The organism is Aerococcus sanguinicola, from assembly GCF_008726925.1.
Lineage (GTDB): Bacteria > Bacillota > Bacilli > Lactobacillales > Aerococcaceae > Aerococcus.
On the sequence record NZ_VYWO01000001.1, the window covers coordinates 657303 to 679567 of the forward strand.

Genomic DNA, 22265 nt, shown 5'->3' on the forward strand with positions numbered 1-22265 from the left:
CTCTTCCCTAACTCAGCACCCCCATAAGGTCAAAGCAGAGGCCCCCGCCTCTGCTTTCCCCCTTCTTCATCCAAAATAAGGACGGCGGGCCAACGCCCGCCAACCACTCTATCCCAAAGGAAAAGCACCGCCACGGCGGGTGAACTGCCCCCTGTCAAGTAGACAGGCAAATAAATAAATTTTTACCATGTGTGATTTTTGTCATGCATGGTTTTTATTTTGGATTTTAAAATAGAATTTATCAGTGAATACGATATTTCATAACATTTAAAGTGAATACGATATTTCATAACATTTAATATGAAAGGTAGTGTAGAGGTTAGGCTTGTTTGTCAAAGATGGAGCGTAAACAGCTTCAAGTCTTTGTCAAGGTCCGCTCCGCTCTCCACCTTGACAAAGCCTATCAGCTGTTTTAAAAGATAGGCAAGCCAAACAAGCCTCGACAGTCTAACTGAAAACTAAATTCAATTTTAAATTTTTAGCCAAAAGGCTAATTACTCTTGGATCTAAGCTGGAATTTTGAGTCCCATATCTAGTGTTATACGCTCTGTATTATAAAATTCTATGTAGCGTTTGATATCTTCCTCAAGTTGTTCAAAGCTTTCATATATCTTCAATCGATACATCTCTTCTTTTATGATGCCCCAGAAATTTTCCATTGGTCCGTTATCAATACACTTTCCTACACGAGACATACTTTGAATTAATTGCTTGTCGTCGATAAAGTTCTTAAAGAAATACGACGTATACTGGAAACCGCGATCACTATGGAAAATGGTTTCGTTGGGAATAAACTCTTCTTCTACCTGAATAATCGTATCTTTAACGAGCTGATTGTTATTCCTTCTTGATAATTTAAAGCCAACAATCTTATTAGCTCCGTAATCAAGGATTGCACTTAAATAAGCTTTATAACTATAGTTATAGCCGTATTTAAATTCTGTAATATCCGTCAACAGCACTTGCATCGATTCATAATCTTGATCAAATCTACGATTCAGTACATTCTCTGCAACGTGTTGAGGCTTACTTTTTTTGTATCGGTAGCGCTTACGTCGGATGACAGATTTTAAGCCCATTATTTTCATGAGGCGGTAAACACACTTATGATTAACCTTCGCATGCTTAAAATAATTAAGATAAATTGTGATTCGGCGATAACCATAGATGCCATCATATTTGTCATACGTTTCTTGAATCAAATCCATCAACCATATTAAGCGCTGTTCTGTCATGGATGGGGATCGATTGAGCCATTTATAGTAAGCCGATCGACTGACACCTAACGATTCACACAAGAAGCTTATTTTGTGCCCATCCTGGCTTAATTTTTCGATTGTTTTAAATTCCGCTTGGTATTTTGTCCGCCGGACATCAACTCTCTTTCCACTTCTTTCAATTTTTTTAGAGCAGCATTCTCTGTTTCTAAGTACTCATTACGCGCTTTAAGCGCAGCTAATTCTGTTCGTAATTTCTCTTCTTCGGTTTGAATGATACTTGGTTTGCGCCGTCCTCTACTATCAATAAGTCCATTAGGACCATATTTCTTATACTTTTGCACCCATGAGTAGACGTTGTTGTAAGAAACTTTATGTTTTTCGGCAGTCTCTTTATAAGACATACCTAGTTCAAGGAAATCTTTAACGACATCAATTTTTTCCAGATATGTTTTCTTCTGACCTTTCATTGTATACACCTCGGGTTTCGGATGGTAATCCTTTAATTCTTCCCCTTTAGTATACTTGATAATCCAATTTCTAACAGTCGAATCACTAGGGATATTGTATTTTCTAGCAAGTTTTAGGCTGGATATTTCCTTCTTCAAGTACTCTTGAACCACTTTCTGCTTAAATTGTTCACTATAAGAATTATTCTTTATCTGTGATTCTAGTCCTGCAAAGCCATGTTCTAGATATTTGAGATAATATCGTCTAAAGACAGATGAAGTGATTGAGAGACCATATTGATCACAAAGTTCATCATAGGAAATTCCCTCTTTATATAGATGGATATAGTTAGCCAATTCTGCTGGTGAATGTTTTCTATTTGAACGCATAAAAACTCCCCCTAAAGTAGTTTACTTTTTTTAGTGTCTACTTTAGGGGGAGCATACCAGGGTAGGTCTCGACTTTTTCTTTAATCTTATTGGTAAGCTTGCATGCTTACAGCAAAGTGTGGTGCATAATATTGAACGTTAGATTCGGTTACGGTTTGACCTGGAGCAGGTGCGTGGATGTAGCCACCTTGGTTATCGGTTGCAAGGGCTACATGGTAGCTAGAACCGTGGTTGCCCCAGAAGTAGAGGTCGCCAGCTTGTGCTTGGTTAACTGCGATAGTTGGGCCAGCTGACTCTTGAGGAACTGTCCAACCGCCGATGTCTTGACCAGTTGCTTCACGGTAAACATAGTTAGTGAAACCTGAGCAGTCGAAACCATTTGGTGTCTTACCACCCCATACATAAGGAACCCCTTTGTATTGACGAGCAGTTGCTACAACATTTTGGTTGCCTTGGTTATTTTGTTGGGCTTGTTGCTGTTGTTGTTTTTGAGCTTGAGCAGCTTCTTGTTGGCGCTTAGCTTCAGCTTGTTGGGCTTCTTGTTGACGTTGAGCCTCTGCTGCTTGCGCTTCTTGTTGGCGTTGGGCTTCTGCTGCTTGAGCTTCAGCTTGACGTTGAGCTTCCGCTGCTTGGGCTTCTTGCTGACGTTGAGCTTCTGCTGCTTGGGCGTCTGCTTGAGCCTTAGCTTCTTCAGCCTGAGCATTTTCTTGGCTATGGCTTGCAGGTTGAGCAACTACTGCTTCTTCCTTAACTTCTTGCTTAGCAGGTTGGGCCACAACTTCTTCTTTAGCAGCTGGTGCAATTACGATTTCTTCAGCATCTTCTGGAGCAGCTTGGTAAGTTGCAACACTTGCTTGAACAGGTGCTGTTTCTTCTACTTCAGGATAGAGGACTAAAACTTGGCCAGCATAAATAAAGTCACTGGATAAACCATTTAAAGCACGTAAGCTTTCAACAGAAGTTCCTGCAGCTTGTGCAATCGCAGGAAGGGTGTCGCCCGCTTTAACGGTATAAGTATTACCATTAATAGTAATCACATGAGCTTCTTTTTCAACGACAGGTGCTTCAGTCGCTACTGTATCAGCCACAACTTTACCGTTTTCTCCTTGGTCAGCTTGTGTCGTTTGTGCTGCTTCTACTTGGCCCTTAACTTTTAATTGTTGGCCAACTAAGATAAGGTCCCCGCTGATTTGGTTCAATTGACGAAGCGCATCAGCCGTTGTATTGAATTTAGCAGCAATTTGGTTCAAGGTGTCACCCGCTTGAACGTGGTAAACTGCATCTGCAGCCTGGCTAGCAGCTTGGCTAGCTTGGGTGTCGATTTTAACCGTTTCTGTTGGGATATTGAATTGTTGGCCCACTAAGATATGGTTAACATCTTTGATATTGTTTTCTTTAGCGATGGCATCAACGCTTGTGCCAAAGCTGTTAGCGATAGCTGACAAGGTGTCGCCAGCATTTACTTTGTATAATTCATCAGCAGACGCTGTTTGTGCGAATGCTAGTAAAGCTGTGGTCGTTGCTAATGAAGTTCCTACCATAGTTTTTAATTTACTCATTTAAATTTTACCCCCTGAGTTTTACTCAAAATTTAATTCTCTATTATTATAACCATCTTTCCCCCAAATTGGGATAACAGTTAGATTACAAATTATTTCACTTTATTTCAAAAAAATCCTTGACGACTTCCAATAAATAAGCTTAGAAAGCTTGTCAGGCCAATTTTTCCTTAAGTTAAGCCTTTGATCGGACTCAAAATATTTTTACACTTTTTTCGCCAAGACCCGTCTCTTCAAATAAAATTCAAAGTTTTGTAACACAACTGTAAAGTAAACCGGCTATTTTTTTGTTAAAGCCCTCTTTTTCTTGCCCCAATATAGACTTTTAGCCCTTAGCTAGCCAGAAAATGGTTGCGAGAATTAGAATAATGAAAACAAAGAGGAAGAATTTAGGATATCTTTTCTGCATGAGGGTTCCTTTCTAGAGGTCCAGTTCCAAATAAATTGGCGTGTGGTCCTGACGGTCACCAGAATTAATCATTTCTGATTTAAGGATCTGGTCTTGAAGCCGGTCACTGGTCAAGAAATAATCAATCCTCCAGCCTGAATTATTGATCTTGCTGGTTTTGACACGTTGGGCCCACCAGGAGTAGACCCCTTCCACATCGCCATGGAGATAGCGGAAGGTATCCGTGAAGCCGCGGTCTAAAAGCTGGCTAAAACCCTGACGTTCCTCATCCGTGAAGCCGGCCGAGCGGCGGTTATTCTCTGGATGGGCCAGGTCAATTTCCTGGTGGGCGACATTGTAGTCTCCTGTAGCGACCACGGCCTTGTCTTGGTCTAAACTGGCCAGATAGTCGGCATACTTTTGGTCCCAAACTTGGCGTTCTGCCAGACGCTTCAAGCCATTACCAGCATTTGGGGTATAAACTTGGTTGAAATAAAAGTCTTCAAATTCGAGGGTAATCAGCCGTCCTTCTTGGTCCATGGTATCAGGGGCCTGGATCTGTGGGTAAGTAATCACGGGATCCAAGTCTTCCTTATAGAGCACCATGTTCCCCGCATAGGACTTGCGCGCTGGCTCAACTGAAGAGACCCAGGCATAACGATAAGCAGGGAACCATTCAGCTAAAGCTTCCTGGTGTTTCTTTGTCGGTCCCTTGCTCGATAGCTTGGTTTCCTGGATAGCAATCACATCGGCCTCATAGCCTTGAATAGTCTTTAGAACTTCCCGCGACATCTGCGCCCGGTTAGAATCACTCGTGAGCGCTGCATTCAGCGAATCAATATTCCAAGAGATAAATTTCATAGTCTAACTAACTCCTTCGTCTAATCGTGCATCTAGTTTAACATAAAAAGCGCCTCCTGCTCCATCCAAAGCTTGATTAGAAACTATGTTAAACTATTTATAAAGGAGGAGAAGCCACATGAGACTCTGGCACCAAGACCTTATCAAAGCCCTCCCCCGCCAGCAACTCCTCGGCCAGCACCGGGAATGTGCCGCCCTAAGAGGAGCAGGCTGGGGGAAGAAACACGCAACAGTGGACTATATCTTCAAGTATTCCCCCTACCGGCTCTACGCCTACCACCAACTTGTTATTGAAGAAATGAAACGGCGCGGCTACCAGCCTGACCCCGCCTGGGAGGACAAGAACTACCGGGGAAAGCGCTGTGCCCCCTACCCCGACTTAGAGCCCCTTTCCTTGCCCCAGCCCATTTATCCAGAACACGACGCTTCTTATAGGGAAGAATGCTTAGAAAATCTTAGAGCAAAGGGGATCCACTTATCTTTTGACAATTAATTTTTTGCTTTATAATTAAAGGTAAGGACAGCTATGAATTAAGGAGGATATTATGACAGACCAAAGAGAAACCGTTAAAGACTATTACAGCCAAATCACCAATGAACAGGAGGGTGAGATGGCCACACAAATTTGTTCACTAGCTGGACAAAGCCTTCCTCGCCAAATCAAGCGGATCCGCTCTAAAATTCCAAAAGAAATTAAAGACCGCTTCTATGGCTGCGGCTCGCCCATCCCTGACCTACTTGAAGGCCTAACTGTGCTCGACTTAGGCTGTGGTACGGGTTTGGACGTCTATACCTTATCTTATCTCGTTGGTGAGAAGGGACGGGTGATTGGCGTGGATATGAATCCAGACCAATTAGCTATTGCCCAAAAATACCAAGATAAGATGGCTCAGAAATTCTCTTATGCCGCTTCAAATGTAACCTTTAAACAAGGCTATATTGAAGACCTTAAATCCCTGGGTATCGCTGACGAATCCGTTGATGTTGTCGTTTCAAATTGTGTCATCAACCTCTCACCTCATAAAGAAGACGTCTTTAGAGAAATATGGCGCATCCTAAAACCCGGTGGCGAACTCTATTTCTCTGATATTTTCGCTGACCGACGCCTACCGGAAGACCTTAGCCAAAACACCCTCCTCCTCGGCGAATGCCTAGCTGGAGCCATGTATGAGGCTGATTTTAGACGGTTGATGCAGAAGGTCGGCTGGTTAGACTTTCGCTATACGGCTAAGCAAGACGCACCGATCGGCAACGGTCGGATCGAGAAGCTAGTCGGTAACATTCGTTTTGTTTCCGCAACGGTCCGTGCCTTTAAATTACCTGATCTATTGGAAGATGCCTGTGAAGAATATGGACAGATTGCTATCTACCAAGGGGGTATTCCTGAACATGAAGACCGCTTCTTCCTCGACCTCGACCATTCTTTCGATAAGGGACTGCCCCAGAAACTATGCGGCAATAGCTGTGCCATGCTCGAACACAGTCGTTTCTCCCCCTATTTCCAAATCATTGGGGACCGTAGCCAACACTTTGGCCACTTTAACTGCCAACAGTCAGGCAAAGAAGCTGAAACATCGAGCGCTCAAGCTGGCTCGTCTTGCTGCTGCTAGTATAAGCTTGACTTGATTCATCTGATGAAGGAAAACTGATAAAAGTTCAAAGCAAAAGGCGTCCAGAACATCTCCAAATGTTCTGGGCGCCTTTTACTCTGACTCAGTATCTATTGGATTCCCTCGCGTCTATGAGCCTTTAATCTTCCGATTCATCTTCAAACTCTTCCTGACCAATCTCTGTCACTTCATCATAAAGCTCCTTATTATCTACACGTGAAGCATCGTAGAGTTCACGCATTTGAGCCGCATCCTCGCGGTCAAAATCATAGTCATCCGACAAACGGCGCTCCTCATGTTCAAGTAAACGGTCGCGGATGCCGCTCTCTTTACTAATCCGACGGTAGCGCAGAAGCCACTGGATGATCAGTAAGGCAATCACAAAGAAACCACAATAGCCAATAAAGGGGAAGAGATAAGCCACCAAGGTTTCAAAACCGATAAAGGACAGCAGGAAACCCACCCCGATTAAAAGAATCATGTTACGGCTGAATTTCTCCGGTTGGGCCCGGGATACCCGCTTAGCTAGGGCATAATAAGTCCCAATCGCCGTATTATAAATCATCCCGAAAACAATCAGCGCCATAACTACGCCCAGCGTCGGGTTGATCGCATTAAAGAGGGCCAACAGTGGCATAGAAGTTCCCGCCACTTGGTCAATATTTAAACTGATTGAGAAGAAGGAAGCAAATAACAAGGCACCCACCAAAAGCCCGCCGAAGAGGCCTCCAAAACCCGCCTGCTTGGGACTATACTGTTCCCCGCCAATCACGACAGCCATCGACATGGCCAACATCAAGGCTAGGCAGGAATAATTTAAAGTGGAAATCAACCAATTTGGTAGGGTAGTCGGTTGGGCGGCGGACATTGCCATGGCCTCATCAAAGGGAATGGGCTGTTGGATCAGGGTATGGATCAAAATACCAATGAGAAAAATAATCACAAAAGGTGTAATGGCCCCTATCAAGGTCGTCACCCGGTCAACATCCATATAGGCTGTGACAATGACTAGGCCTGATAAGATCAAGGCCCCTAGCCAAATTGGCAGGCCAAACTGTTGGTTGAGATTGGTCCCCGCACCAGCAATCATAATAAAACCTGTACAAAAGAGGTTCATATTGATAATAAAATCAATAATTTTTGACACGATGGGTGAAGAAATATGGTTGAAGAGTTCACTGTGCTCCTGGGCCTTGTAGTAGGACCCAAATTGGAGGAGGACAATGCCCCCTATAATAAAGAGACAGGCTGACAGAGCCACTCCTAAAATCCCTTGCTTACCAAAGCTGACAAAGTACTGCAACATTTCCTTACCGCTTGCAAAACCAGCCCCAATGATGACACCCAAGTAAGCCAGTCCAATATGGAACATGTTCTTTATTTTACTATCCATAATAAGTCCTTTCCGTTCACTAGCATCGTCTTTACTTTAATTATAATGACAAATTATTTTAATGCTAGTGATAAGAGCAGACCTATAAAAACTCCCCTGCCCTAAGACAGAGGAGTCAAACAAAATCTAACGTTTATCTAATTCTTCCTTGAGGAGTTGGTTAACCACTTGTGGGTTGGCTTGTCCTCGTGTTTCCTTCATAATCTGTCCAACTAAGAAGCCCATTGCCTTCTTCTTACCAGCTTGGTAGTCTTCCAAGGATTGTGGGTTGGCATCGATGACTTCATTAATCATTGGCACTAATTGCTCAGGATCAGAAATCTGAACCAGGCCAGCTGATTCAACGTATTCTTTAGCACTGCCGCCTTCTTCAGCGAGGTGCTTGAAGACCTTCTTACCCATCTTGCTAGAGATGGTGCCATCTTGGATGAGCTGGATCATTTCAGCTAGGTTGTCTGGTGTCAGACCAATTTCATCGAGTCCCTTGGCATTGTCATTGAGATAAGCAGAAACTTCACCCATCAACCAGTTAGAAGCTTGTTTAGGATCAGCACCTTCAGCAACCGTTGCATCAAAGAACTCAGACATTTCACGCGTTAGGGTCAACACCTTAGCATCGTATTCTGGTAGGCCAAATTCTTCAATATAACGATGACGCCGTTGGTCTGGCATCTCTGGCATATCGGCCTTAATCTGATCCAATTCTTCCTGGCTCACAGTGAATGGTGGGAGGTCAGGCTCTGGGAAGTAACGGTAGTCTGCTTCCCCTTCCTTCACCCGCATTAAGACCGTCTTATTGTTGGCATCGTCCCAGCGCAGGGTAGATTGCAAGACCTGGTCCCCACTATTTAGGACTTGGGCTTGGCGCTTCTCTTCGTAAGCCAGGCCGCGGCGGACGTTATTGAAGGAGTTCAAGTTCTTAATTTCCGTCTTGGTCCCGAAAGCTTCTTGGCCATAAGGACGGAGGGAAATATTAGCATCGCAACGCATAGACCCCTCTTCCATCTTCACGTCCGAAACATTGATAAACATCATAATTTCACGAATTTTTTCCAGGTAAGCATAGGCTTCCTCAGGTGAGCGCATGTCTGCTTCGGAAACAATTTCAACCAGCGGGGTGCCTTGGCGGTTCAAGTCAACGAGAGAGCCTTGGCCGGAGTGGATACTCTTCCCGGCATCTTCCTCTAGGTGGATCCGTTCAATCCCGATCCGCTTAGTTTCACCATTGACCTCAATATCTACATAGCCATGTTCGCCGAGAGGTTTATCGAGTTGGGAGATTTGGTAAGCTTTGGGATTATCAGGATAGAAGTAATTCTTCCGGTCAAAGTATTGGCGAGGGTTCACCTGACAATTTAGGGCAGTGGCTGCTCTCAAGCCATACTGAACGGCTCTTTTATTGGTAAAGGGCAGGACACCAGGATAGCCCCAGTCCACCACATTGGTATTTTCATTTGGGGCCGCTCCAAAACTTGTGGGAGCACTCGAGAAGACTTTAGACTTGGTCTTAAGTTCGACGTGGACTTCTAGACCAATGACTGTTTCATAATTCACGCTGTTTCCTCCTATTCTGGGTGTTTGCTTTGGTAGTCATTTGCTTGTTCGAAGGCATAAGCTGTCTTGTAAAGCGTGGACTCATCGAAGTAGTTGCCGATTAATTGCAGACCGATTGGCAAGCCATCTTCATCAAATCCAGCTGGAACCGACATACCTGGAAGACCAGCTAGGTTGACAGGCACGGTTAAGAGGTCAGCCATGTACATTTGTAGAGGATCGTCGACCCGTTCACCCAATTTATAGGCTGGTGTGGTTGCGACAGGTCCCGCAATAATATCATATTTCTCAAAGACGGAAGCCAACTCTTCACGCAAGAGGTAGCGGACCTTACCTGCCTTATTAAAGTAGGCATCAAAGTAACCTGAAGATAAGGCAAAGGTCCCTAGCATAATCCGCATCTTAACTTCTGAGCCGAAGCCTTCAGAACGTGTACGCACATAGAGGTCTTCCAAGTCCTTAACGTCTTCTGCCCGGTAGCCATAACGGACACCGTCAAAACGTTGGAGGTTAGAGGAAGCTTCTGATGAGGCAAGAATATAGTAAGCTGGAATCCCGTATTTCAAATGGGGAATGCTTACTTCTTCAACAACAGCCCCTAATTCTTCTAATTTAGCAATCGCTTGGCGGACATTCTTTTGTACTTTTTCATCGACACCTTCTGCGAAGAATTCTTTAGGAACAGCGACCTTCAAGCCTTCAATCCCATCTTGGAGACTTTGACTGTATTTAGGCACACTGAGGTCTGCTGTTGTGGAATCATGGTCATCATGGCCAGCAATAGCTTCTAAAATAATCGCATTATCTTCCACTGTCCGCGTCATTGGGCCAATTTGGTCAAATGAGCTCCCGAAGGCAATTAAGCCCCAGCGCGAAACGAGGCCATAAGTTGGCTTTAGACCCACGATACCTGTAAAAGCAGCTGGTTGGCGGATAGAGCCCCCAGTATCAGAACCTAGGGCTGCAACCACTTCGCCCCCGGCTACCGCTGCAGCAGAACCACCGGAAGACCCACCAGGTACCCGGTCAGTGTCCCATGGGTTGCGGGTTGGACCAAAATAGGAAGTTTCGGTTGAGCCACCCATGGCGAATTCATCCATGTTAAGCTTACCAATAATAATCGCACCAGCAGCTTCTAAGCGCTCGCAGACCGTCGAATTATAAACCGGCACAAAGTTTTCTAACATCCGAGAAGCGGCTGTTGTCCGCAGGTTTTCCGTAATGATATTGTCCTTGATCCCCAAAGGAATCCCTTGAAGAGGACGTTCTTCGCTATAGCCAGCTTCATCACTCGCCTTGGCTGCTTCTAGGGCGGCTTCCTCGTTCAAGCTGATAAAAGCATTGTAAGTCTTGTCTAGGTCTTTGATCCGTGCAATCGTTTCTTTAACTAGCTCAACAGCTGTGATGTCGCCGTCGACCAACTGTTTATTCAAGCCACGGATTGTTTCCTCAAATCTCTTACTCATTAGGCATTGTCCTCACTTTCATCGATAACTGTTGGCACACCAATAAAACCATCACGAGGGGTTTGCGCATTCTTCAAGAGCACATCAGCGCCTGGGCCTGGTACAGGCTCATCTTCACGCAAAACATTTTCTAGGTCAATGCCCCAAGTCATAATCGGTGTATCTGTCGTGTCCACTTCCTCTAACTGGTCGACCATGTGGATAATATTTTCAAATTTACCGGTAATTTTCTCAATTTCTTCATCCGTAAAGGATAATTTTGCTAATTTTGCAACATGTTGAATTAAATCTTGATTGACTTCCATGTTGTCGCCTCCTTAGTCGATTGCTTAATAACATTCAGTTCAAATTTCGATTGGATTGCCTATAAAAGATCCGGTCAGCACCAACACTTAGTGGGAGATGTCCAGTATAGACTGTCATCTTTCTTATTTTATCATAATCAGAATAGGGTCACAACGGCCAGGATCCAGCCCAAGCTTATGAGATCATCTCATAAGTGAAGTTATTCTCACCGGCTTGCCTTTCCATAATGGCTCGCATCCCACTCGGTCCTTCAACTCGAATCGTGATAGCACCGCGGTTATTTCTAAAGATCGTATTGGCAGTATTCATGGTATGTTGGACAAGGGCAATAATCTCTGAGTAACCATCAAATTGAGTATTGATTTCAATATCAATCTGACTCAGTCGGCCTTCTTCATAAGTCCCAACCCCAGAAATGCCGCTCAACCGAGGGAAGAAATCTTCAACTTCAGAAGTAAAACGTGCAAAAGCGACATTATCCTCTTCTGCTGCTCCAGAATCGACGCCGAGGGCATGGTTCTGGGTATCATAATTCTCCCAATCTGAGAAAGCTGTCCCCGCAACAGAGACGACTTCTGCCGCATAGGCACCCCCAGCTAGGCTATCCGTGGGCCCATTATAGAAGAGGGCCACTTGGATAGGAAGTTTGGCATACTTCTTGTCCTTGCGAATTCGTGCCACCACTTCCTCGGCAATTTGCTTACCATGTTCTAAGGCCTGGTCCTTGTCAATCGCAATCTTTTCCTGGCTTTCTCCATTGCTGAAGGTATCTTCTGAATTGAGGGCTAGCCCGATCGTTACACCTTCTAGCTTGTAATTATCCTCATCATCTTTCTTCATGAAATTATATTCTAGGATACTGTTCAGATACTTGGGTTGGTAATCCTCTCGCTTATCTGAAGCGCTAGCTTCCGGGTTGAGGCCCTCAGGATTATCCTCGGTCTTTGCCCCTAGCCATTGGTTGGCCATCTCACGGGTAATCAGCTGACCCTCTTGGAAGTAGTATTCTTCTGTTGAGAACTGACCCTCCGCTATCCGGTAGAGGCCTTCTTCAAAATTGCGCATATTAGCCTCTGAAGTCGGACGGGCCATCAAGCCCCGGCTCTCACTCATCTTATAATGACCCTCTTCAATCGCAGCAGGGTAGTGGTTGATGGAGAGAGCTGGCGCCTCCTGGTCATCAGTCTGCGCCTCCTGCCCACTTTGCGCCTGGTCTTGGGCCTGGCCCTCCTCTGCCTGGTCTGGCGTCTGACAGCCCGCGAGAGCCAGGGCCAAACAGGCAAGCAGGCCTAACTTATAGTGTAATCGTTTCATGACTCGTGTTCCCCTTATTTTAAAAACTATTTTCCTTTATTTTAGCATAATTTTCTTGCAAGTTCTTTAACCGAGGCGGTCGACCATATCTGCTTCTGTAAAGATGGTGATATCCAGGGACTGAGCTTTAGCTAGCTTACTCCCTGCCTCAGCACCTGCAACCAGGATATCCGTATTCTTAGACACAGAAGCTGTTACCTTCCCACCTAAGGCTTCAATGGCGGCCTTGGCTTCTTGGCGGGTATAGTGTTCCAGCTTACCCGTTAAAACCACTGTCTTTCCTTGCCAGAAAGAATCCTGGTCGGCTAGGCTCTCAGGACTGGCACCAAGATAAGTCATATTGAGCCCACTGGCCCGCAAGCGGTCGACTAAGGCCAAAACCTCATCATTGGCAAAGAATTCTTCGAGGGAATCGGCAATAATTTCTCCGATTCCATCCACTGCGAGATAGGCTGACTTATTGGCCGCGACCAGGGCATCCATACTCGGGAAGTGAGCTGCCAGGTCCTTGGCCGCCTTGGCCCCAACATGACGGATACCCAGGGCAAAGAGCAGGCGCTCCAGAGAATTCTCTTTGGAGTCTTCAATGGCTCTTAGGATATTATCAGCTGACTTATCCCCGACCTTATCGAGGGCTAGTAGGCTTTCCTTATCTAAATGATAGAGGTCAGAAGGATCCCCTACCAGGTCCCGGTCATAGAGTTGCTCCAATAAACGCGGGCCCACACCACTAATATCCATCGCCTGGCGTGAAACGAAATGATAGAGCTTCTCCTTAGCTTGGGCAGGACAAGCAGGGTTCACGCAGCGCAAGGCGACCTCATCTTCTAAATGGATTAAGTCGCTCCCACAGACCGGACAAGTTTCAGGAATCTTATAGGCTTGACTGTCTGCTGGGCGCTCATCTTCGAGGACCCGAACTACTTCCGGGATGATGTCCCCCGCCTTGTGGATAATAATTTGGTCCCCTAAGCGCAGGTCTTTATCCTGGATCAAATCCGCATTATGGAGACTCGCCCGTTGGACGGTCGAGCCGGCTAGGAGGACAGGGGTCATAACCGCGGTTGGAGTAACCACACCTGTCCGTCCCACCGTCCACTCAATGTCCAGTAATTCTGTCTGGGCTTGTTCAGCCGGAAACTTGTAGGCAATGGCCCAGCGCGGTGCTTTGACCGTATAGCCCAGAGCTTCCTGGTCTTCAAAGCGGTCAACCTTAATCACGATCCCATCGATTTCATAAGCCAGCTCATGGCGTTGCTCTTGGACTTCATCTACATAAGCCCAAACCTCTTCTGCATTCTCACAGACCCGGTAATGGGGATTGACGCGCAAGCCAAGTTCTGGCAGACGAGCGAGTAAGTCAGACTGGCTCGCCACCCCTAATGACTCATCGAAGACGCCACTATAGAGAAAAACATTCAACTTTCTTTGAGCCGTCACCTTAGGATCCAGTTGACGGACCGAGCCGGCTGCTGAATTACGGGGATTGGCAAAGGTCGCTTGACCTGCCTCTTCGCGTTGGTCATTTAATTGTTTGAAGGAATCCTTAGGCATATAGATTTCCCCGCGGACTTCTAGGTCATGGGCCTCACGGAGACGCATAGGTACAGCAGCAATCGTCTTCACATTGGCTGTGATATCCTCGCCAACGCTTCCATCTCCCCGGGTGGCCGCTCCCTGGTAGGCGCCCCCCTGGTAGCGAATCGAGACAGATAAGCCATCAATTTTCATTTCACAAACAAAGCGCGGCATAAAGCCTAGGCCGCGTTCAACAGAGGCCATGAAGTCTTCTAATTCCTGGCGGTCAAAGACATCTCCCAAAGATAACATAGGGGTTGGGTGCTGAACTTTTTCAAAACGATTGTCTAGCTTATCTCCCACACGTTGGGTCGGCGAATCGGCTTGAATATAGTCAGGATTGCGGGCTTCCAATTGCTCCAAACGGCGGTAGGCTTGGTCATAATCCGCATCGGTCACACTCGGCTGGTCTAAAACATAATATTCATAAGCGTAGTGGTTCAATTCCTCGGTCAATTTCTGAATTTCTTCTTTAGCATCCACTGACTTTGACCCCTCCTTTTTAAACTTTTTCAATTGGTGCAAAGGCTGCGAGCAGGCGTTTAATCCCCTGGGCTTTAAAGGCAATATCGAGCTCTTGGTCATTTCCTTCGCCTGTCACTTTCACCACGGTTCCTAAGCCCCACTTCTTATGTTGGGCCTTGTCGCCCACGCGCCAGGTACTTGCTTGGTCTGCCTGGTCAGACGGTACCTGGGGCTTATCAAAGACAGAACGTTTGGCTTCTTTTCTTTGACGGTCATAATAGGTCTGGGCCCCTGCCCTTTCCTGCCGTCCCTGCTTGATATGGTCGCGATAAGACCTGCCTGACTGCCCCTGGCTCCGGCTAAAGTAAGAAGCTAGACTGCCAGCTGAACCAGTCGAATGGTCAAGCAAGTCTGCATCAATCTCCTCAATAAAACGTGAGGGGGCGTGGGCCTCGCGCTTGCCGTAGAGCATGCGACTATAGCTATTACTGAGGTAAAGTTTCTCTTCGGCCCGGGTAATCCCAACATAGGCCAGACGGCGCTCTTCTTCTAATTCATCAGGATCCTGGGCTGCCCGGGACAACGGGAAGAGGCCTTCTTCCATACCAATCATGAAGACAATGGGAAATTCTAAGCCCTTGGCCGCATGGAGGGTCATAAGGGTCACTTGCCCGCTAGATGTCTCCTCCTCTTCAGCGGTATCTGACACTAAGGAAAGGTCGGTAAGAAAGGCCAGTAGGCGGTCTTCTTCCAGTTCAGGCCCCGCTACGCCGTCTTCCTCCAACAAGCGGTCCAAGGTGTCGTCCCCAAAGAGACTAACGGCTTCCTGACTCTGAGCAGGTTGCCCCGGCCCTTCCGGCAATTGAATGGCTTCCACTGGAACAGGCTGGCCTTGGTCATCAGCCTCAGCCGCTAATTGACGGTCTCCTGCTTCCTCGCGCCAGCGCTTGTCGAATTCATCCGCAACGGATAGGAATTCTTGGATATTTTCCAGACGTGTCTGGGCTTCTAGGGTCTTCTGCCCTTCTAGGTCTGCCTGGTAGCCAGACTGGTCTAAGACCTTCTCTGTAAGCTCACGAATACTGAGCTCTGAACGCTCACGATTTAAGTCGGCTAAGAACTGAGCAAAATGCTTCAGCGACTTAGCCGCCTTGCCTGATATGGGAGCATAGTCCACATGGCCTGCTGCTTGGAGCAGGGTCAAGCCCTGGTCATTTGCAAATTGCCGCAATTTATCTAGACTGCCTGGTCCTACACCTCGCTTAGGCACATTAACAACCCGGGTAAAGCTGAGATTATCTTGGGGATTGGCCAGGAGGCGCAGGTAGGCCAAGATATCTTTAATTTCTTTACGATCATAGAACTTCAGGCCGCCTACAATCCGATAGGGGAGGTTGGCTTTAACGAGATTTTCTTCGACCACCCGGGATTGGGCATTGGTCCGATAGAGTACAGCTACATCTTTATGCTGGTAACCTTTTTGAAGGGCTTTTTTAATTTCTTCAATGACAAAATAGCTCTCGTCTTGTTCCGTTTGAGCCCGGTAATAGTGAATCTTCTCCCCTTGGTCATTGTCGGTCCAGAGGTCTTTTTCTTTCCGCTTCTGGTTTTGGCCAATGACGTCGTTAGCTGCAGCCAGAATCGTCTTTGTCGACCGGTAATTCTGCTCCAAGAGGACAACTTTAGCTTCTGGATAATCCTTCTCAAAGTTCAGGATATTCTCCATATTGGCCCCCCGCCAGCCATAGATGGACTGGTCGGCATCGCCGACCACGCAAATATTTTTGAAATAGGCGGCCAATAATTTGACTAAGCGGTACTGGGCTTCGTTGGTATCCTGGTATTCATCGACATGGATGTATTGGAATTTCTGCTGGTAATAGCGCAAGACGTCCTTCTGCTCGTCGAACAGGCGGACTGTGTACATGATGAGATCGTCGAAGTCCAAAGATTGGGCAGCCAGTAACTGCTTCTGATAGGCTGCGTAAGCTTTGGCAACCATATCTTCAATCAGGCCTGAATGGCTATCGGCATACTGGTCAGGCGTTTGCAAGTTATTCTTAGCATCCGAGATCTTGCCTAAGATCATCCGGGGTTTGAACTTCGTCGAGTCGATATTCAGATCCTTCATCACTTGTTTGATCAGGGTCTGTTGTTCGGCTGGATCCGCAATGGTGAAAGACCGTGAGAGTCCAATTGCTTCAGCCTCACGTCTGAGGATACGGACGCACATGGAGTGGAAGGTTGAAACCCACATCGCTTCTGCGCCCTGTCCGATCAATTGGTTTACCCGTTCGCGCATTTCTTTGGCAGCCTTATTGGTAAAGGTTATCGCCAATAAGTTCCAAGGGCGAACATCTTTTTCACTGAGAATATAGGCCATCCGGTGGGTCAAGACCCGGGTCTTCCCCGAACCCGCCCCGGCCATAATTAAGAGCGGCCCTTCTGTCGTTTGCACGGCTTCTTTTTGTTTATCGTTAAGTCCTTTGATTAATTCTTCCCTGCTTGCCATCTTCGTCTCCCTTCACTAAATACTTCTCAAGTCTATCATTTATCCCTGGTCCCTTCAATCACTAGGGCCCTGTCAAGACAAGAAAAAAGGCCCAAGTAAAGGCCTTCTTTATCGGTAAGTTGACTGTGGTTGAGTTCGCAAAGGCAGAAAGGGAGTGACTTCAGCAAAGTGGAACGACCGGCTTGCAGCCGCTCTTTTCCGCTTTGCCTCCAGTCATCCCTTTCTAAACGCCTTTGCTCGCACCCTGTTTAGCTATTGATTTGGTTGAGTATTAGCTGGTTCATCCATATCCGAACTTGTTTTCTGGCATTGGGATAGTCTGCTTCTTCAATGGCGCGGATAAATTCGGGATATACATCTGAGGTTTCATTCCGTTCCTTGGCAAAATTCCGCTGGTCTGCCTTGACATTCTTTAAGTAAAGTTCATGCAGGGTAGCAATGGTGCTTAAGCCAATTTGACGGAAGTAAGAATTAGGATGATAGAAGGCTAAAAAGCGAAAAAGTTTAAATTCCGCTGCATAATAAGTCGCATCATCCTCAGAGTCTCTGCCACGTTCCATTTCCTGGACAATCTCATGTAACTCTTCTTTATCCACATGGATATCCTTGTTCTGCATATGTTGGAATAAGTGCATCGCCATCAATTCAACAAACTGTAGCCGCTCCACAATAGCCGTTGAAGTTAAAGAAGATTTGATCACAACCGCTCCTTTATAAGGCTCAATCTTAACATAACCTTCTTCTTCAAGTTGGGCCATGGCACGACGTACGGGTGTCCGACTCATCCCTAACTTGTTGGCGATTTCGACCTCCTTCAAGTGGGTATCAGGCAACAAAATATTATTATCTATACGTTCTTTTAGATACTCATAAGCCGTATCTTTATAGCTCTGTGACTTGGCCACCAAATTCCCCTCCAATCGACTGTGAGTTCTTTTTAACTTACTTTTAATATAGCACAAAGAATTAAAAATGCAAAGTTTAAAATATTGTATTTCTATCCATCTTATCGTACTTATCCAAACCATAAGTTTGGATGATTTCAATTAATTTTTCTGCATAATGGGGGTCTGTCGCATAGCCTGCTGCCTGGAGGGCATAGGCCGCTGTCTTGGGATCCTCAGCCTGGCGCACGGCGAGGTAAAGGTCTGGATTCCAATCTGTCCCCTCCTGCATCAAGCGTCCGTGATCGACCACTGCCGCCCGCCAAGACGGATACACTTTGAAGGGCGCCTCTACCGTCTGATAGCCCGATTCTGTGTATTCCTGGGTGGGTAAGTCAACAGAGCGCTCGCCGCCATAAGCCTTACGCCCAAAAAGATTATTATAATCCCGAGCGAGCTGGCTGCGGCCAAAGTCCGATTCAATAGCTGCTTGGGCCACAACGAGGCTAGGCAAGACCCCAGAATTTTTGGCATTGGCCATGGCGTATTGGCCAATCTCATCCAGAAATTCTTCAGCCGTCTGGTCTTCCTCATGGCGCTCTAATCTAAAGGAGGGCCAGACTAGGAGCCCCAAAGCAAAGATAAAAAGCAGGCCTAAGAGGAGCTTCTGCCCCCACGAACGCTTTGAACGTCTTCTTGATCGAGCTTTCTTAAGCTTTGCCATAGCACTCCCCCTTCTCTTCTATTTTACACAATTCACCTGCAAAAAGAAACTTTGTCACTTAATCAAGTACTCAAAAACTGCACCCTTATCGCAACGTTAAGCGTCAATAAGGATGCAGTGGATAGCTTTCGATTAGCCGCCCAGGTAAGCTTTTTGAACTTCTTCTGAATTGAGAAGGTCGCTGCCACGGCCTTCTGCTGTGATCTGACCAACTTCGAGGACATAAGCATAATCGGAAATTTCTAAGGCAGACTTAGCGTTCTGCTCAATCAAGAGCACCGTAGTACCTTCTTCTTTATGGATCTTTTGAATAATTTCAAAGATCTGTTGAATAATAATCGGTGCTAGCCCCATGGAGGGTTCATCGAGCAGGAGTAATCTTGGCTTAGCCATTAATGCCCGGGCCATAGCCAGCATTTGCTGTTCACCGCCAGATAGTGTGGCAGCATCTTGGTTCAGGCGTTCCTTTAAAATCGGGAAGAATTCAAACATATGTTCAATATCTTCAATAATCTGTAAACGGTCGGTCCGCGAATAAGCTCCCATTAAGAGGTTCTCATAGACGGTCATCTTCGGAAAGACATGTCGACCTTCGGGTACCTGGGAAATACCTTGGCGGACTATTTGAATGGTTGACATCTTCTCCAAAGGCTTGCCTTCAAAGAGGATTTCCCCTGTCGTCGGCCGCAGTAAACCTGAAATGGTCTTTAGGGTGGTCGTTTTTCCTGCCCCATTGGAGCCAATCAGGGAAACAATTTGACCTTCTTCTACCTTAAGATCAATCCCTTTGAGGGCCTCAATCATCCCATATGAGACATGGATATCTCGGATATCTAACATCTTAATCGACACCTCCTAAGTAAGCTTTAATAACGCGCTCATCAGACTGGATAGCTTCTGGACTTCCCTCAGCAATCACTTTGCCGTATTCTAGCACATAGATTCGTTCGCAAATATTCATGACCAAGGACATGTCATGCTCAATTAAAACAACGGTAATGCCTAACTCATCCTTGATTCGGTGGATTAATTCGGTTAATTCCGCCGTCTCACGAGGGTTCATCCCAGCTGCTGGCTCATCTAAGAAGAGCAATTGAGGTTCAGTTGCCAGGGCGCGGACAATCTCTAAGCGCCGCTGCTGACCGTAGGCTAGGTTCTTAGCCTTCTCATTGGCTAAGTCTTCTAGGTTAAAGAGTTCAAGCAGTTCAATCGCCCGACGGTAGAGCTGGTTGCGGTTGCGGTAATAAGCTGGCAAGCGTAAGACACTCGTCAAGAAGCCGGCCCCATGTTCAGCATGGAGAGCAATCAGCACATTCTCTAAAACCGTTAGATTAGCAAACAAACGAATATTCTGGAAGGTTCTGCCGATCCCTGCCCGGTTGATCTTCTCCGGCTGGGTCCCCGATATATCCTGACCAGCAAATTCAATATTGCCAGTCGTCGGTTCATAGACTCCCGTAATCAGGTTGAAGAGAGTCGTTTTCCCTGCCCCGTTCGGCCCGATCAGACCAATCAGTTCATTACTTTCAATTGCTAAATTGACGTCGGAGACGGCGGTCAAGCCACCAAATGTTTTGGTCAAATGATTTACTTTTAACAAAGTCATTTTAATCCTCCTTCTTCAATTTAGAGTACTGTTTATTTTGTTTAAAGAAAGGTGAAAAGCGCAGTTCAAATTCTCCCATCAAGCCCGATGGTTTAAAGATCATAATGGCAATGATGGCGAGCGCATAGACAATCATCCGCAGCTGGCCGTAAGGGGCTAGGATAACATTCAATAATTCCAAGAGGATGGCTGCCGCAAAGCTCCCTGTAATCGATCCGATTCCCCCGAAAACAACAATAATCAAAATATCAATTGATTTCTGGAAGGTAAATTGGCTCGGTGTGATCACCCCAAAGTAAGAAGCATAGAGGGAACCTGCAATGCTTGCAGTCAAAGCCCCTAAAACAAAGGCAATCGTCTTATAGCGGGTGGTCTGTAGGCCAACTGATTCGGCTGCAATCTCATCTTCGCGTACCGCAATCATAGCCCGACCCGGACTAGAATGAATGAAATTCACCACAATCAAAGTCGTAATAACCACAAAGACATAAAGGGTAATCCAGTTCACATTTTGTGGGATACCGGCAACCCCTGCTGCCCCATTGGTAATCTCCAAGTTCATGATGGTAATCCGAATAATCTCCGCAATCCCTAGCGTCGCAATAGCAAGATAGTCCCCGCGCAAGCGCAAAGTTGGAATCCCTACTAGCAAAGCCAAAACAAAGGTAATCACGAGGCCTATGCCCATACCAAGAAACATCCCCTGGACACCTGGGACTGCCTTAGAAACTAAGGCTGCACTGTAAGCCCCGATCGCCATAAAGCCGGCATGGCCCAGGGAGAATTGCCCGGCATAGCCTACAATTAAGTTCAGGCCAACCGCCAGAATAATATTAATACCAATCTTCATCAGGATATTCTGTGTAAAGGCAGTGACCTGGCCCGTCCAATAAGAAGCTAGGATAAAGGCAAAGACGCCCAGGATTAGGGCTATCCATGAAAGGCTCGACTTACTAAAGAAATTTTTTGCCCAAGAATTCGTTCTCACAAAACCACCTACACTTTCTCTTTAACCGTCTTACCAAAGAGACCCGTTGGCTTCATCAGTAAGATAAGAATCAATACGCCATAAACCACAGCATCTTTCCAGGTTGATAAGCCGACCATGGAGACCATGGTTTCAATACAACCGATCAAGAGGCCGCCGACCATGGCACCTGGAATCGATCCAATCCCGCCAAGAACAGCGGCAACGAAGGCTTTAATCCCTGGAGTCAGCCCCATCAAAGGGGAAATAGAATTGTAGTAGATCCCGACCAAAACCCCACCTGCTCCAGCTAGGGCAGAACCTAGGGCGAAGGTAAAGGAAATCACGTGATCTACGTTAATCCCCATTAGGCGTGCAGCTGTCTCATCCACAGAAACAGCTCGCATGGCTTGGCCCATCTTGGTACGCTGCACGGTAAACTGCAAGCCAGCCATCAGAATGATGGTTACCACTAAAATCAAGAGCTGCTGGGTCGACACAGCTAGGGGGCCAATGTGAAAGCTTTGATTAGGTAAGTTCGTCGGGAAGGCCCGAACTTCTGGCCCCACTAAATAAATCATGACATTCTGTAAGAGATAAGAAACACCGATTGCTGTAATCAGAGCCGAAATCCGAGCCTGACCACGCAAAGGCTTGTAAGCCAAACGTTCCACAATTACCCCTAAAATTGCTGTGAAAATCATAGCAATTAAGATACTAGGTAAGACCCCTAAGCCCGTCTGAGTCACTAGGCTGAAGCCTACAAATGCGCCCACCATGTAAATATCCCCGTGGGCAAAGTTAATCAAACCAATAATGCCGTATACCATGGTATAGCCAAGAGCCATCAAGGCATAGATGCTGCCGAGCGATACCCCATTAATTAATTGTTGCAAGAAATTAGCCACTTTGATCCGTCCTCCTTTTATGCCTAATGTTCAAAGGACCAGCCGCTCGCAAAGAGAGAAGACAGTCCACTTCCAAAGCTTGTAAGCTTTGCTGAGTGGCCTGTCCACTGGTCT

The 22265-nt window shown here is 46.3% G+C and carries 19 protein-coding genes; 2 read left to right on the forward strand and 17 right to left on the reverse strand.

Annotation, left to right across the window (positions count from 1 at the left end):
* Positions 1 to 506: 506 nt before the first annotated feature.
* The 4 genes from F6I03_RS03165 to F6I03_RS03180 all read right to left on the reverse strand — a co-directional run bounded on the left by F6I03_RS03165 (position 507) and on the right by F6I03_RS03180 (position 4864).
* Positions 507 to 1400 carry an IS3 family transposase gene (locus F6I03_RS03165; protein WP_070430008.1) on the reverse strand — a complete coding sequence of 298 codons (894 nt, stop codon included), beginning with the start codon at positions 1398 to 1400 and terminating at the stop codon, positions 507 to 509.
* A complete protein-coding gene (locus F6I03_RS03170) occupies positions 1325 to 2056 on the reverse strand; it encodes a helix-turn-helix domain-containing protein (RefSeq protein WP_070626008.1) in 732 nt (243 codons plus the stop codon). The genes F6I03_RS03165 and F6I03_RS03170 overlap by 76 nt, the downstream gene beginning before the upstream one ends.
* An 86-nt stretch (positions 2057 to 2142) precedes the next feature.
* Positions 2143 to 3615, reverse strand: coding sequence for a C40 family peptidase (locus F6I03_RS03175; protein WP_070431199.1), 1473 nt, complete (start codon positions 3613 to 3615; stop codon positions 2143 to 2145).
* Positions 3616 to 4036: 421 nt separating this feature from the next.
* Positions 4037 to 4864, reverse strand: a complete 828-nt coding sequence (locus F6I03_RS03180) for an exodeoxyribonuclease III (RefSeq protein ID WP_070431198.1) — start codon at positions 4862 to 4864, stop codon at positions 4037 to 4039.
* 118 nt (positions 4865 to 4982) lie between these two features.
* Here F6I03_RS03180 and F6I03_RS03185 point away from each other — a divergent pair, with 118 nt between their 5' ends.
* Positions 4983 to 5357: a TIGR02328 family protein gene (locus F6I03_RS03185; RefSeq protein WP_070431197.1), complete on the forward strand. Its 375-nt coding sequence runs from the start codon at positions 4983 to 4985 to the stop codon at positions 5355 to 5357.
* 52 nt (positions 5358 to 5409) lie between these two features.
* Positions 5410 to 6474, forward strand: a complete 1065-nt coding sequence (locus F6I03_RS03190; RefSeq protein ID WP_070431196.1) for a methyltransferase domain-containing protein — start codon at positions 5410 to 5412, stop codon at positions 6472 to 6474.
* A gap of 139 nt (positions 6475 to 6613) precedes the next feature.
* On the opposite strand, the gene F6I03_RS03195 is transcribed toward F6I03_RS03190, so the two are convergent.
* The 13 genes from F6I03_RS03195 to F6I03_RS03255 form a co-directional block, all read right to left on the reverse strand.
* Complete coding sequence (locus tag F6I03_RS03195; RefSeq protein WP_224788483.1) at positions 6614 to 7867, reverse strand: hypothetical protein; 1254 nt, start codon at positions 7865 to 7867, stop codon at positions 6614 to 6616.
* A gap of 126 nt (positions 7868 to 7993) precedes the next feature.
* Complete coding sequence (gatB, locus tag F6I03_RS03200) at positions 7994 to 9421, reverse strand: Asp-tRNA(Asn)/Glu-tRNA(Gln) amidotransferase subunit GatB (protein WP_070626237.1); 1428 nt, start codon at positions 9419 to 9421, stop codon at positions 7994 to 7996.
* Between the two features lie 11 nt (positions 9422 to 9432).
* A complete protein-coding gene (gene gatA, locus F6I03_RS03205) occupies positions 9433 to 10887 on the reverse strand; it encodes an Asp-tRNA(Asn)/Glu-tRNA(Gln) amidotransferase subunit GatA (protein ID WP_070431194.1) in 1455 nt (484 codons plus the stop codon).
* Entirely contained in the window at positions 10887 to 11192 is a 306-nt protein-coding gene (gene gatC / locus F6I03_RS03210; protein ID WP_070431193.1) for an Asp-tRNA(Asn)/Glu-tRNA(Gln) amidotransferase subunit GatC, read from the reverse strand. Before gatC ends, gatA begins: the two co-directional genes overlap by 1 nt.
* A gap of 175 nt (positions 11193 to 11367) precedes the next feature.
* Positions 11368 to 12507 carry a CamS family sex pheromone protein gene (locus tag F6I03_RS03215; protein WP_070431192.1) on the reverse strand — a complete coding sequence of 380 codons (1140 nt, stop codon included), beginning with the start codon at positions 12505 to 12507 and terminating at the stop codon, positions 11368 to 11370.
* Between the two features lie 66 nt (positions 12508 to 12573).
* Positions 12574 to 14568, reverse strand: coding sequence for an NAD-dependent DNA ligase LigA (gene ligA, locus F6I03_RS03220; protein WP_070431191.1), 1995 nt, complete (start codon positions 14566 to 14568; stop codon positions 12574 to 12576).
* A 19-nt stretch (positions 14569 to 14587) separates the two neighbouring features.
* Positions 14588 to 17062, reverse strand: a complete 2475-nt coding sequence (locus tag F6I03_RS03225; protein ID WP_070431190.1) for a UvrD-helicase domain-containing protein — start codon at positions 17060 to 17062, stop codon at positions 14588 to 14590.
* 248 nt (positions 17063 to 17310) lie between these two features.
* Positions 17311 to 17967: a GntR family transcriptional regulator gene (locus tag F6I03_RS03230; RefSeq protein ID WP_070431189.1), complete on the reverse strand. Its 657-nt coding sequence runs from the start codon at positions 17965 to 17967 to the stop codon at positions 17311 to 17313.
* Between the two features lie 76 nt (positions 17968 to 18043).
* The gene (locus F6I03_RS03235; RefSeq protein ID WP_070431188.1) at positions 18044 to 18670 is read right to left on the reverse strand and encodes a glycoside hydrolase family 73 protein; all 627 of its coding nucleotides are present in this window, start codon (positions 18668 to 18670) and stop codon (positions 18044 to 18046) included.
* Positions 18671 to 18802: 132 nt separating this feature from the next.
* On the reverse strand, positions 18803 to 19510 hold the full coding sequence (locus F6I03_RS03240) for an ABC transporter ATP-binding protein (protein ID WP_070431187.1): 708 nt from the start codon (positions 19508 to 19510) through the stop codon (positions 18803 to 18805).
* Between the two features lies 1 nt (position 19511).
* Positions 19512 to 20276 carry an ABC transporter ATP-binding protein gene (locus F6I03_RS03245; RefSeq protein ID WP_070431186.1) on the reverse strand — a complete coding sequence of 255 codons (765 nt, stop codon included), beginning with the start codon at positions 20274 to 20276 and terminating at the stop codon, positions 19512 to 19514.
* 1 nt (position 20277) lies between these two features.
* Entirely contained in the window at positions 20278 to 21264 is a 987-nt protein-coding gene (locus tag F6I03_RS03250) for a branched-chain amino acid ABC transporter permease (protein WP_070431185.1), read from the reverse strand.
* Between the two features lie 8 nt (positions 21265 to 21272).
* Positions 21273 to 22151: a branched-chain amino acid ABC transporter permease gene (locus tag F6I03_RS03255; RefSeq protein ID WP_083290585.1), complete on the reverse strand. Its 879-nt coding sequence runs from the start codon at positions 22149 to 22151 to the stop codon at positions 21273 to 21275.
* Positions 22152 to 22265 lie beyond the last annotated feature (114 nt).

What these genes read in the sequence shown, in the direction of transcription:
- F6I03_RS03180 (WP_070431198.1), bottom strand. Translation starts at nt 4,864, where the DNA reads ATGAAATTTATCTCTTGGAATATTGATTCGCTGAATGCAGCGCTCACG.
- F6I03_RS03235 (WP_070431188.1), bottom strand. Translation starts at nt 18,670, where the DNA reads ATGGCAAAGCTTAAGAAAGCTCGATCAAGAAGACGTTCAAAGCGTTCG.
- F6I03_RS03215 (WP_070431192.1), bottom strand. Translation starts at nt 12,507, where the DNA reads ATGAAACGATTACACTATAAGTTAGGCCTGCTTGCCTGTTTGGCCCTG.
- F6I03_RS03170 (WP_070626008.1), bottom strand. Translation starts at nt 2,056, where the DNA reads ATGCGTTCAAATAGAAAACATTCACCAGCAGAATTGGCTAACTATATC.
- F6I03_RS03175 (WP_070431199.1), bottom strand. Translation starts at nt 3,615, where the DNA reads ATGAGTAAATTAAAAACTATGGTAGGAACTTCATTAGCAACGACCACA.
- gatC (WP_070431193.1), bottom strand. Translation starts at nt 11,192, where the DNA reads ATGGAAGTCAATCAAGATTTAATTCAACATGTTGCAAAATTAGCAAAA.
- F6I03_RS03185 (WP_070431197.1), top strand. Translation starts at nt 4,983, where the DNA reads ATGAGACTCTGGCACCAAGACCTTATCAAAGCCCTCCCCCGCCAGCAA.
- F6I03_RS03240 (WP_070431187.1), bottom strand. Translation starts at nt 19,510, where the DNA reads ATGTTAGATATCCGAGATATCCATGTCTCATATGGGATGATTGAGGCC.
- F6I03_RS03225 (WP_070431190.1), bottom strand. Translation starts at nt 17,062, where the DNA reads ATGGCAAGCAGGGAAGAATTAATCAAAGGACTTAACGATAAACAAAAA.
- gatA (WP_070431194.1), bottom strand. Translation starts at nt 10,887, where the DNA reads ATGAGTAAGAGATTTGAGGAAACAATCCGTGGCTTGAATAAACAGTTG.
- F6I03_RS03195 (WP_224788483.1), bottom strand. Translation starts at nt 7,867, where the DNA reads ATGGATAGTAAAATAAAGAACATGTTCCATATTGGACTGGCTTACTTG.
- F6I03_RS03245 (WP_070431186.1), bottom strand. Translation starts at nt 20,276, where the DNA reads ATGACTTTGTTAAAAGTAAATCATTTGACCAAAACATTTGGTGGCTTG.
- F6I03_RS03190 (WP_070431196.1), top strand. Translation starts at nt 5,410, where the DNA reads ATGACAGACCAAAGAGAAACCGTTAAAGACTATTACAGCCAAATCACC.